Origin of the sequence: Vibrio sp. 10N.247.311.49, from assembly GCF_041467655.1 — a bacterium.
Lineage (GTDB): Bacteria > Pseudomonadota > Gammaproteobacteria > Enterobacterales > Vibrionaceae > Vibrio > Vibrio crassostreae_C.
Map to the genome: position 1 here is coordinate 1 of NZ_JBFSVA010000006.1, position 13,780 is coordinate 13,780.

Here is a 13,780-nt window from a genome sequence, read left to right on the forward strand (position 1 = left end):
TTCACAATAATTCATCAATCTTAATTAGATCACATTTTTACTTTAATTGGTATAATTCACTAGCTACCACCAAAAACTTAAGTACGATATGCACCTAATCCTAAATGGCGACTAATATAATGAGTAAGCGTCAGTAATTTGGGATTATTATGAGGTTCTTTTTTGCACTGGTTGTATTCTTTTGTTCATTTTCTCTATCAGCAACTTCGTGGGAAAAAGAGAGTCACCCTACTAAAAATTCACCCTCATCAATTGGAAGCTATGCCAATGGCTGTCTAGACGGCGCGCAGGCTTTGCCTATTAATGGTTTGGGGTATCAGATCATTCGCCCTCAAAGAGAGCGCTACTATGGCCATACAGAAGCTATAAAGTTTATTGAGAGGTTAGGAGTCACGACCAGCGAGAAGCTCAATACTAATTTATTGATCGGTGATATTTCTCTTCCCAGAGGAGGGCGCTTTTCTTCAGGTCATTCAAGTCATCAAACAGGGTTAGATATTGATATATGGCTAAGGTTAACCAGTAAGAGGTTGTCAGAGAACGAATTAGCTGTGCCTAAACCTGTGAGCGTTGTGGATCTTACCAACTACAAATTGCGTGAATCGAATTGGACCGATGATCATTTTCAAGTTATTCGTTATGCGGCGAAAGATGAAAAAGTGGTGCGTATTTTTGTTCATCCAGTGATCAAGCAAACCCTTTGTGAACAAGAAAACTCTGACGCTAATGATAGAGCTTGGTTAGGCAAAATAAGACCTTGGTGGGGACACCACTCCCACTTCCACGTTCGTTTAAAGTGTCCTGAAGGCAGTTCAAACTGCATAGCTCAAGCGAGCCCTCCTAAAGGTGACGGTTGTGGAGATGAACTTGCAAGTTGGGCTCCAAAGACTGTTCCAGTTCCACCTCCTAAAAAAGTAGCGAAAACTAAGAAAAAGAAAAAAGTTAAAGTGATGCCAAGTCAGTGTTTGGCCTTGATATCGAATAAGTAATCCTGTTCATCGAGGCTTTTTACAGTGGTACTGCCACTGGTTTTTTCGACTCTAAAATGGAGAAATATCACACTTTTGTCTAGAGTTTATAAACACGAGATTAAGAACATCGTTTGATATTAATAAAAGCAATAACGGTATCAGCAAGGGCGATGGCGAATTTGACAAGGTTTGGTCAGGGATTGAGTGTTTTGGGGTGAAAGATGCGGCTTATATGCAGTATGCGAAATCAGAGTCTGATACCCGTCGATAGATAATTCAAGGATAAGACTATGACTATGATTTGTGCGAAGGAATTTTCAGAATGGTTAAGACATAGGTTCAACGCTGAAAGCTCGGGTATTTCAATTTCAAGAGATGACATCAATCAGCTAACAGGCAGACAACGTTTAGACCCTAGTTTCGTAAATGATGTTCACTATGAATTGATGCAGTATGGAATGGCATTTGTGACCGATACCAGCAGGGAAAACTTTTATCTTGTTCCTATAGCTCAATCAATAAACTGGCGAGAACGGCTCGAATATCAATTTGAAAAAGAGCTCTTCTGCAATATTTATCCAATCGGAAAATCAGGATGAAAAAAAAGGTTCAACTTATGGTTAAGTTGAACCTTTCTTCTTTTAGGTCAAGCCTTGAATGATAACAAACTTCTCAAGTAGCTCGTCATCAGTTTCAATATGGTTTGGGTCAGTGATGATGCATTTTGTAATCGGACACACTGACTGGCATGTTGGCTTTTCATAGTGACCTTTACACTCTGTACATAAATCAGGATCGATCTCGAAGATGCTGTCGCCCATAGTGATTGCACCATTTGGGCATTCAGGATCACACATATCGCAGTTTATGCACTTGTCAGTAATTAACAGAGCCATTATTTTCTTCTCAAGTAAGTCGCTTAAGTAAAAATTATTTGCCTGATGCGTTACGTGTATCTTGGCCTTCGCTCAAGTTACGCATCAGCAAGCCGTACTCTAGATCTAGATCTGCTGGTACAGGAATAAATACAAAGTGACCGTTACCTTTCGCATCGTCGACCGCTTCAGATTTGCGGTTTTCCATAACTTCTAGTTTGAAAACAACGTTACCTTTCGGTGTCATCATTTCTAAGCTGTCGCCTACTAGGAACTTGTTCTTCACTTCTACTTCCGCTAGGTCACCACGGCGCTTACCTGTGAACTCACCAACAAACTGTTGAGTGTCAGAGATAGAGTAACCGTACTCGTAGTTTTGGTATGTATCGTGTGTATGGCGACGTAAGAAGCCTTCAGTGTAACCACGGTGAGCTAGGCTCTCTAGTGTACCCATTAGGCTTTCATCGAATGGTTTGCCTGCCACTGCATCGTCAATAGCTTTACGGTAAACCTGAGCAGTACGTGCACAGTAGTAGAAAGACTTAGTACGACCTTCAATCTTCAGAGAGTGAACACCCATCTTCGTTAGGCGCTCAACGTGTTGGATTGCACGAAGGTCTTTTGAGTTCATGATGTAAGTACCATGCTCATCTTCAAACGCTGCCATTTTCTCTTCTGGCTTGTGTGATTCAGAAAGCAGAACCACTTCGTCTGTTGGTTTACCAAGGCCTAGTGTGTTGTCTGGACGCTCATCTTGAACTTCAATGTCTTGCGTTTCTACTTCTTGAATAGCAACACCAGTAGGGTTTGCTTCAACGATCTGACCGTTTTCGTCTTCTTTCGCTGCTTCTGTTTTGTATTCCCAGCGGCAAGCGTTGGTGCAAGTACCTTGGTTTGGATCGCGCTTGTTCATGTAACCAGAAAGCAGACAACGGCCTGAGTAAGCCATGCAAAGAGCTCCGTGAACAAAGATCTCTAGCTCTGTTTCTGGGCAGTGTTCGCGAATCTCTTCGATCTCTTCAAGCGATAGCTCACGAGATAAAATCACACGCTCAACGCCTTGAGTTGACCAGAACTTAACGGTCGCCCAGTTTACTGCGTTTGCTTGAACAGAAAGATGGATTGGCATTTCAGGGAATGCTTCACGAACCATCATGATAAGACCAGGATCTGACATGATAAGCGCGTCAGGGCCCATGTCTACAACTGGTTTGAGGTCGCGAATGAATGTTTTTAATTTAGAGTTGTGCGGCTGAATGTTACATACAACATATAACTTTTTGCCTTGAGCATGAGCTTCATCGATACCAATTTGTAGGTTTTCGTGATTGAACTCGTTGTTACGAACACGAAGGCTGTAACGTGGCTGGCCTGCGTAAACTGCATCTGCGCCATAGGCGAATGCGTAACGCATGTTTTTAAGGCTTCCTGCCGGTGATAATAGTTCAGGTACAAATGGTTTTTGTGTAGTCATTGCTTCGTTCTCTAATCTGATCTCAAGTCAGGTTGATACCACCAAGTGATATCAAAGGGGCGCAAATTTTACGCTAAAATGAGTTTGGTTGATAGCCCTAAAGATAGCAATGACATTAACAAGAGGGTCTAGAGGCAGATATAAGTGAGAACTTAGTGAGAAATAAGCTCAGATACCGTTAGCACCTGAGCCTATAGTTTGACTGATTAAGCGTTAGGTTGAGTTAACCCGCCTAATGATTCAAATAGGTTTGGAAGGAAAACACTGAACTCACCACAAAGTAGAGAGAAGTCCGCATCAAAACGCGCAGCTTGATCTTCACGAGGAATATCGTCGTTTTCGTCTTTGAGCTCATCACTGAATTTTAGGCGTTTGATGCTGCCATCTTCTGCAAGAATGAATTCAATACGGTCTTGCCAGTTGATAAGAAGTTTCGTCACCATCTTATTGGCTTCGATGTGGTTTTTAATCTCATCAGCTTCTAGTTCTTGTTTCTTAACTCGAACAATACCGCCGTCTTCTTGAATAGATTTTAGTTCTGCTTCATCAAGCATAGTGATGCCTTGTGGCGTATCACCTGATTTCACCCATTCTGTAAGAGTCGTTTCGATCGCTTGCTCTGGGATAGCTGGCACTACTGGCAGGCTACCCATTGTCTTACGTAGCAATGCTAATACATCTTCTGCTTTTTTGTAGCTGCTCGCATCAACCACAATGAAACCTTCTTTTGGCATGATCAGCGCGTAAGTGAAGTTGCTGCGGCTGAATGCTCGAGGAAGTAGATCAATGATGATGTCTTCTTTTAGGCTGTCTTTCTCTTTCTTTTTCAGAGGGGTACCAGACTCTGCCTCAAGCGTTTCTACTTTTGCGTTCAATGATTCTTTGATCACAGAAGCGGGTAGCATTTTCTCTTCTTTCTTTGCACAGATAAGAATGCGGTTTTCTGATACGTGCGTCATCATATCGCCATGTCTACCCATTGCGTGTACCCAACCAAACTTCTGTTTGTCTTGGCTACCACAAGGAGTAAAGCGGAATTCTTCAAGTTGTTTCTCTAGCTGATCTGCGTTGAAATCAATATCACGGTTGAAGCGATAGACTAGGCAATTTTTAAACCACATAAATTTTTCTCATACCTTTTTAGAAGTGCTTCATGATATGAGATCTAATTCGATTTGTCCCTAGCTCTGTATCAAAAGTTATAAAGTGAAATGTTTGAGACAGTTATATGAAAATTTGTTTTCAAAGGTCACAAAAGTGTCATAATTAACTCAGATAATGCAATGCGTTGATTAAATACAAAGGCTATTCAATTATGTCGAGAAGGATTCTGGTCGTTGAAGATGAAGCACCTATTCGTGAGATGCTGTGCTTCGTGCTTGAACAAAAAGGCTACCAAGCAGTAGAGGCTGAAGATTACGATACAGCGGTAAACAAGCTATGTGAACCTTTCCCAGATCTAGTATTACTAGATTGGATGCTACCTGGTGGTAGCGGGATAAACTTTATCAAGCACATGAAGCGTGAAGAGTTAACTCGCAACATCCCAGTGGTGATGCTAACGGCTCGTGGAGAAGAAGAAGATAAGGTGCGTGGTTTAGAAGTGGGTGCTGATGATTACATCACCAAGCCATTTTCACCCAAAGAGCTCGTTGCTCGCCTGAAAGCGGTTATCCGCCGTGTAACGCCTACTGCACTAGAAGATGTGATTGATGTACAAGGTCTTAAGCTAGACCCAGTATCTCATCGTGTTACCGCAAGCGAAGGTCCAGTTGATATGGGACCAACAGAGTTCAAAATGCTGCATTTCTTTATGACTCACCAAGAGCGTGTGTACAGCCGAGAGCAGCTGCTTAACAACGTTTGGGGTACCAATGTTTACGTTGAAGACCGAACGGTTGATGTACATATTCGACGCCTGCGTAAAGCGCTTGAGTCTGCAGGTCACGATAAGCTAATCCAAACGGTTCGTGGCGCTGGCTACCGTTTTTCTACAAAGGCTTAATGTGGCTTCGCTGCCCAGTTTACGGAGTCCTGAATGGTTGAAAAGTTAACCTGGAAAAAGCTGGCTTGGGAGCTGGCTTTTTTTTACGCACCATGGGTTTTAGTCGGATGGATATTCGGTTACCTACCTTGGTTGCTGCTGGCTGCTACGGTATTGCAGCTCGGCTGGCATCTACACAACCAAATGCGTTTGTCCGCATGGCTGTGGGATGAGAAGCGTCTAACTCCACCTTCAGGCTCTGGGAACTGGGAATCTCTGTTTAACGGTATTTATCGTATGCAGCAGAGACAGCGTCGCAAACGCAAAGAACTGACTAACCTTATCCGCCGTTTCCGTAACGGTGCAGAATCGCTTCCCGATGCCGTTGTGGTATTTCGCGGTGAAGGCAATATCGTTTGGTGTAACAAGCTAGCTCAGTATTTGCTGGGCTTTCGTTGGCCAGATGATTCAGGTCAACCGATCTCTAATTTGATTCGTACTCCAGATTTTATTAAGTACCTTAATAAGCAAGATTTCTCTGAGCCATTAGAGATGCCTTCTCCATTGAATGTGGAGCGTATGCTCGAGCTGCGTATTGTGCCGTATACCGAGGGTGAACACCTGATGGTGGTACGTGATGTGACCCAGCTTAAGCAGTTAGAAGGCATGCGCCGTAACTTCTTCGCTAACGTTTCTCATGAATTGCGTACGCCGATGACCGTCCTTCAAGGTTACCTTGAAATGACCGAAGATCCAGACATGATCGTTGGCCCAATGTGGACCAAGGCGCATGGCGTAATGACTGAGCAGCTCAATCGAATGAACAGTTTGGTTAATCAACTACTCACGCTTTCGAAAATTGAAGCGGCGCCAATGCATGAGTTGGATGAAGTGGTCAACGTTCCGGCGATGCTTGAGGTTCTTGAGAAAGAAGCGGCGAGCCTTAGCGGTGAGCGCGAACATAAGCTTGAGTTTGATATCGATAAGAGCCTACGAGTTCTTGCCGATGAAGACCAATTGAGAAGTGCGATATCGAATTTGGTTTATAACGCGGTTAAATACACACCCGCAGGTGCAACGGTCAAAGTGCGTTGGTATCAAACCAGCCAAGGCGCGTGCTTAGATGTGTCAGATACTGGTGATGGTATTGAGCCTCAACACTTACATCGACTCACAGAGCGCTTCTATCGTGTAGATAAAGCCCGCTCTCGTGATACCGGTGGTAGTGGTCTTGGATTAGCGATTGTAAAGCATGCGCTTAGCCACCACGATTCACATCTCGAAATTCAAAGTGAAGTGGGCGTCGGCAGTCGTTTCCATTTTACTTTACCAAATCGACTGACCGTATCATGAGTTGTTCGATACGCAGGATGCATTTTCCAGTCAGCTCATTATTAGCGTTTGCTTTAGTTAACCCTGTGCATGCCGAACAGGGTGTCGATTCTCTTCCTGATTATTCTAAGGTTCCGGGAATTTCTGGGAGCTTATTATCGGTCGGTTCGGATACCTTAGCGGGTATGACGACGTTATGGGTGGAAGAGTTCAAGTCCTACTACCCAAATGTTAACGCTCAAGTCCAAGCATCGGGTTCTTCTACTGCTCCTCCAGCCTTAACCGAAGGGACTGCACATCTAGGGCCAATGAGTCGTCCGATGCGCCTGCGAGAAATTGAAGCATTTGAAAGGGAGCATGGATATAAGCCAACAGCACTGCGAGTTGCTATCGATGCGATTGGGCTTTTTGTGCATCGTGATAACCCTATTGAGGGGCTTAACTTTCGTCAGATTGATGGCATTTTTTCTGAGACATTACGCTGCGGAGCAACAAGGCCCCTCAATAACTGGCAAGATCTCGGAATCGATCAGCCATGGGCGAAACATCGATTCCAATTGTTCGGTCGCAATTCTGTATCGGGGACTTATGGATACTTCAAACAGAATGCACTGTGCGGCGGTGACTTTAAAAATCGTGTGAATGAGCAACCTGGTTCGGCTTCAGTCGTTCAGTCGGTCGCTTCATCCATCAGTGGGATTGGCTACTCAGGTATTGGCTATCGTGTCGCTGGCGTTAAGTTAATTCCTATTGCTGAGCATGGTTCTGATTATGTAGAGCCGACTCGAGCGAATATCTTGAGCGGTGATTACCCTCTATCACGCTTTCTTTACGTATACGTGAACAAACACCCAGATAAACCGCTTTCTCCCGTTGAAAGAGAGTTCCTCACTTTTGTGTTCTCAAAGCAAGGACAAGAACTTGTAGAGAAAGATGGCTATTTAGCAATACCGTCTGAGTTCGCAGAGCAAGAGTTGGCAAAAGTCGGGCTCTAATTCAGGCTGCGATAAACTTAGATAAGAAACGTATGAACAGCTTGCGCGTCGCAGGCTGTTTTAATTTTGACTATTCGTTATTTTAGCTTTAACGACCATCCTGCATTTTGCCAACGTTGTTGCTCTTCTCTGAGCTCATAATCAAGCAGTTGGTTTTGGGCCAACCAATCGCTGTTAGTTCCTTTCAATTCCCAGTTATCCTGTTGTTCAATCGTTAGAGTCACGTCTGGGGCCAGTGCTTGATTTCGCTGACGGTTGAGTAAGATAGCGAGTCTCAATATACGAATCAGCAGGGTGACTTGTTGCTGAGTAAACAGAGAAAGTTCCGGCAAATCTTGTAGTTTGAGCGCTTTTCTTTGATAGCGAACCAATGCTGATATAAGGCGTTGTTGCTCAGTATTAAAGCCTGGCATTGTCGTATGCTTAAGCAGATAAGCCGAATGGCGGTGATAGCCTTGGAATGCAATGCTTTGTCCTACCTCATGAAGTACTGCAGCCCAACCAAGCAGATCATACAGCTCATTAGTGACCGCAGTTGTCACTTGAGGCTGTACTTGTTTCAGCAATGAAAGAGCGAGCACTTTCACTTTCTCGCCATGAGTTACGTCTACATGGTATCGAGAGACGAGCGTTTCGGCAGTTCTTGTTCGAATATCAATATCTTTAAACCTATCCTCCATGTCATAAAGAACGCCTTCTCTCAGGGCACCATCAGAAAAATGTAACTCCTTGATGTCTAGCGTATCCATTGCTGCTGAAAGAATGGTGACGCCTGCAGCAAACACAGGCTTTCTCTCATCACTTAAGCCTGAAAGATTTACGGTGTTGGATGATGAAAACTCACATAAGTGATTCTTTAAATAGGACAGGCGTTGGGGCGTAATGAGACCATCGGTGAACCCTAAGCCAATGAGTACTTCTTTTATTGATTTCGTGGTACCAGATGAGCCAAAAGCGATTTCCCAAGGGGCTTTTGTGTATTCTTCAATCAATGGCATCAATAGACGAGTAGCTGCGGTATAAGCATCTGAGAAGTGTCGTGAAGTTAGCCCTTCGTCAGCAAAGAAACGTTGAGTGAAGTTGACGCATCCCATCGGTAAACTGCGCATAATTAGAGGAGTAAAGCCTTGTCCGGCGACGAGTTCCGTACTCCCTCCACCGATATCAATAACCAACTTAGATTCAGAAGCGGTTTGAGTGTGTTCTGCTCCGTTATAGATTATTCGAGCTTCTTCTTGACCGGAAATGATCTCTATTGGAAAAGGAAACAGTGGCTTGGCTTGCTCTAAGAAGTCTTTAGCGTTTTTGGCTTTTCTTAGGGTATGAGTCGCAACAACTCTGACATCATCAAGCTCAAAATCCGCCAGTCGTTCTGCGAACACCTTGAGGCATTCTAGGCCTCGCTCGATAGCGCTTTCAGATAGGACGTTACGTTCATCCAATCCATCACCTAATCTCACTTTCTGTTTGTGTCTGCTGACTAATTGCAGGTGTTGATCGAATACTCGGGCAACCACCATATGAAAGCTGTTCGAACCTAAATCGATAGCGGCAATACATCGAGAATGTTTGTTATCAATTAGCGGCATGATTTCTTCTCTTGTTTGTACTTCTTGCGAGCAAGTTTCTCCATACGTTTAATATAGTGGTAAGTGGAGAGTTGTGACGTCGGGTATTCGAGTTGGTTTGCTGGTGCTTCTATGTAAGGGTTGCTCATCGCTTGGTCTAGCACTCGAGCTTTGTTGCTGTCATCGAAATGAAATTCGGTGATATCGATAATGGTTTGCTTGATATTTGGATCTAAAATTGGAGTGGCGACTTCGATCCGATGATCGAAGTTTCGCATCATCCAGTCAGCTGAAGATATATAGACTTTCGGCTTTCCAGCGTTACCAAAGATCATCACTCTTGGGTGTTCAAGAAAACGATCGACCACACTGACAATCTCAATATGGTCACTGATGTTGGGTATGCCAGGGACAAGAGAGCACATGCCACGAATGACCATTCTCACTTTTACATTGACTTGGCTGGCCTGATAGAGCTTCTCAATGATCTCTCGGTCGACCAAATTGTTGAGTTTTAGAGTGATGCTTGCAGGTTTACCTTCTATCGCGTTTTGTATTTCATTATCTATCAATTGGTACAGACGTTTTCTAGTATTCTTTGGTGACACAATCAGTTGTTTGAACTGTGATTTTTGATAAGGGTTTTCAATATATTTAAAGACTTGTCTCACCTCTTGGGTCAAATCTTCATTCGCAGTGAGCAGAGAAAAATCGGTATACACGCGCGCTGTTACTTCATGAAAGTTACCGGTGCCAATATGGGCGTAATGCGCCGTATGCTTGCCTTCTTTCCGTTTAATGAGCAGCAGTTTGGAGTGGACTTTCAAACTTGGGATGCCATGGATGACTTTTATACCGGCTTCTTGAAGTTTCTTTGTCCACTGAATATTGGCTTGTTCATCAAAGCGAGCTTGCAGCTCGACAACCACTGTGACCTTTTTTCCATTGTGTGCCGCATCGATGATTGAGCTAAGGAGTTTGGAGCCTTCTGCAACACGGTAAACGTTTATTTTTATGGAGGTTACTTTCGGGTCAAAGGAAGCCTGCCTCACGAGCTCAGTGATGTGATTAAAGGTGTGATAAGGGTAATGCAACAAGATGTCACGAGCTTTGATCGCTTCAAAATAGTTTGGATGGTGGCTAAAATGCGCGCACTTAATCGCGGGTAACGGGCGATTAACTAAATCACGTCGGTTAAGGCTTGGGAACTCAGAGAAATGTTTGAAGTTGTGGTAGCGACCTCCGGCGATAACACTGTCGTAGTCAGATAGTTTTAGTCTGACTTGTAAGAAACTGAGCATTTCAGCTGGCATTTCTGACTCATAGATAAGGCGTATCGGTAGTGCCGTTAAGCGCTGTTCTAAACCTAAAGACATCGATTCTAATAGGCTGCTTTCATTGTTCTCTTGAAGGTCATAATCGGCGTCACGAGTCATTTTTATAGCAAAGCAACGCACTGAGTCATACTCAAAGAACCCTTTAAGTAAGTCATCTAAACAAAATCGAACTATATTATCTAATAAGATCAAAGTAGTACGCTGTGAACTCGAGGTGTCTGGTAGCTTAACAAATCGAGGGAGTGCTTCTGATGGGATTTCGAGTAATACGTATTGAGAAGATGCCTCACGCTCGATGTCGATGGCTAAGTAACTTTGCTCGTCTTTCATAATATTGAGCAACTGGCGATCTTCGTTCAAGAGAAACGGAGTTAAATGTGGCAGCACTTTTTTCTTAAAGTACTTTTTGATCCAGCCACTTTGTTCTTCGCTGATTTGCTGTTCGTTGACCAAAAAAATACGATTGCGCGCCAGTTCCAACAATAGGTCGTTATACAACTCATGGAATCGAGCATCGAGCTTACTTGCTTTGCTCTGCATTTGAGTGAGTAAGGTTTTCTGCGAGTTGGCAGGTAATTGAGGATCTTGAAGTAAGATCTTTCGTTTCACGTCAGCAAATCGGACTTTGTAAAACTCATCGAGGTTTTTTGAGTAAATACCTAAAAAACGAACTCTTTCGATTAAGGGAACTGATTTGTCGGCTGCTTCTTGGAGCACTCTTTCGTTGAAGGATAACCAGCTAAGTTCTTTTGTGACATAGTCTTTTTCCATCGAGATGATAATCCTTGAGTGCTGGCTATAGAGCTGATTACTTTAATTTAGAATGACAAAATTCACAAAATCTATGATCTTACTTTAAGAAATATGGTCAACAAACTTGTTATTAGTTTCAGTTGTTTAACGTAACTTGTAATATAATTGTCATCTAACGTACATATTATGTCAGTAGCTAAAAAAAGGTAGATAAACAGATGGCTTCAGCCCAATTTTCATTGAAAGAGCGTGACAAAAAAAGATGGTTAAAAGATCGTCTCGTCCGTTTTTCAGTGACATGTGGTGCCGTCAGTGTTCTAGCTGCTCTGGTATTGATCTTTGTCTACTTGGCAATGGTCATTTTACCGGTGTTTTCTGATACTGGTTTAGAGACAGACCAAGCCGTAAAGACCGTTGCTTTAGAAAAGCCTATCGCCTTATCTGTTGATGAATACGGTCAGCATGCATTTACTATCGAAAAATCTGGCTTGGTGCAGTTTTGGGATTTAGAGTCTCAAAATACACACTCTTACTTTGAGCGAAATGTTTTAGCCAATCCTGTTGCCTTCTCTCGAAATACCCCATCAGAAAACTGGTTTGCCTTTGCCGATAGTGCAAGCAACCTTACTTTTTTCTATCCTGAGTATAGTGCGCCTGTGCTGCAAAAGGGCAGTGAAGCCGATCCTAAAATTGAGCAAATCGATCTCCCTGAACCATTTTTAAATGATGAATCGTCAAATGGGACGACAATCGAAAAATTCGCGTTCTCTAAGAATGGACGTGGTATCACGGTTGCCGCTCAGCTAAGTGACCAACGAGTCTTAGTGAAGTGGTACCAAAGTGATGTTACGGGTCAGTATGTTTTTCAGAAGAGCCAATGGCTATCGGATAAGTTGGGCTTGCAGCAACAGTTGTTAGTCACACCTGATGGCCAAACCTTATATCTCCGATCTCAATCGGATTTAGTGGTTTTGAAGCTATCAGATAGCGGCTTCAATGTTCGTGAAGTGATTGATCTTAGCTTGAATGATGCGAAGCACTCGGTGAAAAGTATTGATTTACTGTCTGGAGCTTATTCACTGTTGGTTACGCATGAGGACGGACAGGTTTCTCAATGGTTCGATGTACTCAAAGATGAAAAACGTAGCCTGACCCATATTCGAGATTTCCAACTAGCTGAACAAGTGCAATTTATTTTGCCCGATACTTATAGAAAGGGTTTTTATAGCTTCTATAAGAACGGCACATTACAAAGCCACTATACGACCAGTGAAAAGCTGTCGCTGTTCGAGCGTGCATTTGATAAATCACCACAATTAGCGGCTATGTCTGCCAATGAACTGCATCTGGCGACGCTGATTGATGGCACCATCAGTGTGGCTAAGGTCGATAATGAATACCCACAAATATCATTCTCATCGCTTTGGCAAAAAGTCTGGTACGAAAGCTACCCTGAGCCACAATATGTTTGGCAATCAACCTCGGCGAATGATGACTTTGAAGAGAAATTCAGTTTAGTACCTATCACATTCGGTACTATCAAAGCAGCTCTGTTTGCGATGATGTTTGCCGTGCCGGTTGCTGTGCTCGGAGCTATTTACACCGCTTACTTTATGTCTCCACGCATGCGAAGAGTGGTGAAGCCTTCGATAGAGCTGATGGAAGCACTTCCGACCGTGATCATCGGATTCTTGGCCGGGCTTTGGTTTGCTCCAATCGTCGAGACGCATTTAACGGCCGTCTTCTCATTGATGGTGTTATTACCACTGAGCACACTGCTGACTGGACTTGTTTGGTTCTGTTTACCGAAGAGGGTAACGGGTCGCTTCTCTAATGGTTGGCATGCTCTGATATTGATTCCGGTATTGGTGATTACAGTGGTTGCGGTGTTTGCTGGTGGAAACAACATTGAAGCCTTGTTATTTGGTGGTGATATTCGTACCTTCTTGGCTAGCTATGGTATCGACTTTGACCAACGCAATGCGCTAGTGGTTGGTTTTGCTATGGGCTTTGCGGTCATCCCAACGATTTTCACTATTGCTGAAGATGCTATTTTCTCTGTACCTAAACATTTGTCTGATGGGTCATTAGCGTTGGGTGCGACGGCGTGGCAGACGCTTATTTATGTGGTGCTATTGACGGCGAGTCCAGGTATCTTTTCAGCGGTTATGATGGGCCTAGGTCGAGCGGTTGGCGAAACCATGATCGTCTTGATGGCGACAGGTAACACTCCAATTCTTGACTGGAATATTTTGGAAGGGATGAGAACCTTATCGGCAACGATTGCTGTTGAGCTACCAGAATCAGAAGTAGGCGGTTCTCATTTCCGCTTGCTGTTCTTGGCTGCACTCTTGCTGTTTATCTTTACATTCGCGGTGAACTCAGTTGCTGAGTGGGTTAGACAAAGACTGAGAGATAAATATCGTGCGCTGTAGTTTTAAAGGTTTGCCTCAATGTGTATCAATGGCTTTTAGTGGCTTGACTAGCGTGT

11 protein-coding genes are annotated in these 13,780 nt (G+C 43.6%); 6 read left to right on the forward strand and 5 right to left on the reverse strand.

The annotated features are described in order from the left end of the window. The first annotated feature begins 149 nt into the window (after positions 1-149). Together mepA and AB6E54_RS08120 are read left to right on the forward strand one after the other, a co-directional pair. On the forward strand, positions 150-989 hold the full coding sequence (gene mepA, locus AB6E54_RS08115; RefSeq protein ID WP_029235577.1) for a penicillin-insensitive murein endopeptidase: 840 nt from the start codon (positions 150-152) through the stop codon (positions 987-989). A gap of 272 nt (positions 990-1,261) precedes the next feature. Beyond that, complete coding sequence (locus AB6E54_RS08120; protein ID WP_017062536.1) at positions 1,262-1,570, forward strand: hypothetical protein; 309 nt, start codon at positions 1,262-1,264, stop codon at positions 1,568-1,570. Positions 1,571-1,612: 42 nt separating this feature from the next. On the opposite strand, the gene AB6E54_RS08125 is transcribed toward AB6E54_RS08120, so the two are convergent. The 3 genes from AB6E54_RS08125 to rdgC all read right to left on the reverse strand — a co-directional run bounded on the left by AB6E54_RS08125 (position 1,613) and on the right by rdgC (position 4,441). Beyond that, the gene (locus AB6E54_RS08125; protein WP_004735061.1) at positions 1,613-1,867 is read right to left on the reverse strand and encodes a YfhL family 4Fe-4S dicluster ferredoxin; all 255 of its coding nucleotides are present in this window, start codon (positions 1,865-1,867) and stop codon (positions 1,613-1,615) included. A gap of 34 nt (positions 1,868-1,901) precedes the next feature. Then, positions 1,902-3,320 (reverse strand): tRNA 5-hydroxyuridine modification protein YegQ, encoded by a 1,419-nt coding sequence (gene yegQ, locus AB6E54_RS08130; RefSeq protein ID WP_017062848.1) that lies wholly within the window; start codon positions 3,318-3,320, stop codon positions 1,902-1,904. A gap of 206 nt (positions 3,321-3,526) precedes the next feature. After that, positions 3,527-4,441 carry a recombination-associated protein RdgC gene (gene rdgC / locus AB6E54_RS08135; protein WP_017062534.1) on the reverse strand — a complete coding sequence of 305 codons (915 nt, stop codon included), beginning with the start codon at positions 4,439-4,441 and terminating at the stop codon, positions 3,527-3,529. A gap of 194 nt (positions 4,442-4,635) precedes the next feature. Between rdgC and phoB the strand changes: the two genes are divergently transcribed. The 3 genes from phoB to AB6E54_RS08150 are packed head-to-tail and all read left to right on the forward strand — an operon-like array spanning position 4,636 to position 7,631. Then, a complete protein-coding gene (gene phoB, locus AB6E54_RS08140) occupies positions 4,636-5,325 on the forward strand; it encodes a phosphate regulon transcriptional regulator PhoB (RefSeq protein ID WP_004735064.1) in 690 nt (229 codons plus the stop codon). A 33-nt stretch (positions 5,326-5,358) separates the two neighbouring features. Next, complete coding sequence (phoR, locus tag AB6E54_RS08145; RefSeq protein WP_004740365.1) at positions 5,359-6,657, forward strand: phosphate regulon sensor histidine kinase PhoR; 1,299 nt, start codon at positions 5,359-5,361, stop codon at positions 6,655-6,657. Next, entirely contained in the window at positions 6,654-7,631 is a 978-nt protein-coding gene (locus AB6E54_RS08150) for a PstS family phosphate ABC transporter substrate-binding protein (protein ID WP_032548820.1), read from the forward strand. Before phoR ends, AB6E54_RS08150 begins: the two co-directional genes overlap by 4 nt. Positions 7,632-7,708: 77 nt before the next feature. Here the strand turns inward: AB6E54_RS08150 and ppx are convergent, their stop codons facing one another. Beyond that, complete coding sequence (ppx, locus tag AB6E54_RS08155; RefSeq protein WP_017068609.1) at positions 7,709-9,220, reverse strand: exopolyphosphatase; 1,512 nt, start codon at positions 9,218-9,220, stop codon at positions 7,709-7,711. Next, the gene (gene ppk1, locus AB6E54_RS08160) at positions 9,211-11,307 is read right to left on the reverse strand and encodes a polyphosphate kinase 1 (RefSeq protein WP_372105937.1); all 2,097 of its coding nucleotides are present in this window, start codon (positions 11,305-11,307) and stop codon (positions 9,211-9,213) included. The genes ppx and ppk1 overlap by 10 nt, the downstream gene beginning before the upstream one ends. A 200-nt stretch (positions 11,308-11,507) precedes the next feature. On the opposite strand from ppk1, the gene AB6E54_RS08165 reads away from it, so the two are divergent. After that, positions 11,508-13,724: an ABC transporter permease subunit gene (locus AB6E54_RS08165; protein ID WP_372105935.1), complete on the forward strand. Its 2,217-nt coding sequence runs from the start codon at positions 11,508-11,510 to the stop codon at positions 13,722-13,724. The last annotated feature ends 56 nt before the right edge of the window (positions 13,725-13,780 follow it).

Coding starts and splice junctions, on each gene's coding strand:
- ppx (WP_017068609.1), bottom strand. CDS start 9,220: ATGCCGCTAATTGATAACAAACATTCTCGATGTATTGCCGCTATCGAT.
- rdgC (WP_017062534.1), bottom strand. CDS start 4,441: ATGTGGTTTAAAAATTGCCTAGTCTATCGCTTCAACCGTGATATTGAT.
- phoR (WP_004740365.1), top strand. CDS start 5,359: ATGGTTGAAAAGTTAACCTGGAAAAAGCTGGCTTGGGAGCTGGCTTTT.
- AB6E54_RS08125 (WP_004735061.1), bottom strand. CDS start 1,867: ATGGCTCTGTTAATTACTGACAAGTGCATAAACTGCGATATGTGTGAT.
- yegQ (WP_017062848.1), bottom strand. CDS start 3,320: ATGACTACACAAAAACCATTTGTACCTGAACTATTATCACCGGCAGGA.
- mepA (WP_029235577.1), top strand. CDS start 150: ATGAGGTTCTTTTTTGCACTGGTTGTATTCTTTTGTTCATTTTCTCTA.
- ppk1 (WP_372105937.1), bottom strand. CDS start 11,307: ATGGAAAAAGACTATGTCACAAAAGAACTTAGCTGGTTATCCTTCAAC.
- AB6E54_RS08165 (WP_372105935.1), top strand. CDS start 11,508: ATGGCTTCAGCCCAATTTTCATTGAAAGAGCGTGACAAAAAAAGATGG.
- AB6E54_RS08120 (WP_017062536.1), top strand. CDS start 1,262: ATGACTATGATTTGTGCGAAGGAATTTTCAGAATGGTTAAGACATAGG.
- phoB (WP_004735064.1), top strand. CDS start 4,636: ATGTCGAGAAGGATTCTGGTCGTTGAAGATGAAGCACCTATTCGTGAG.
- AB6E54_RS08150 (WP_032548820.1), top strand. CDS start 6,654: ATGAGTTGTTCGATACGCAGGATGCATTTTCCAGTCAGCTCATTATTA.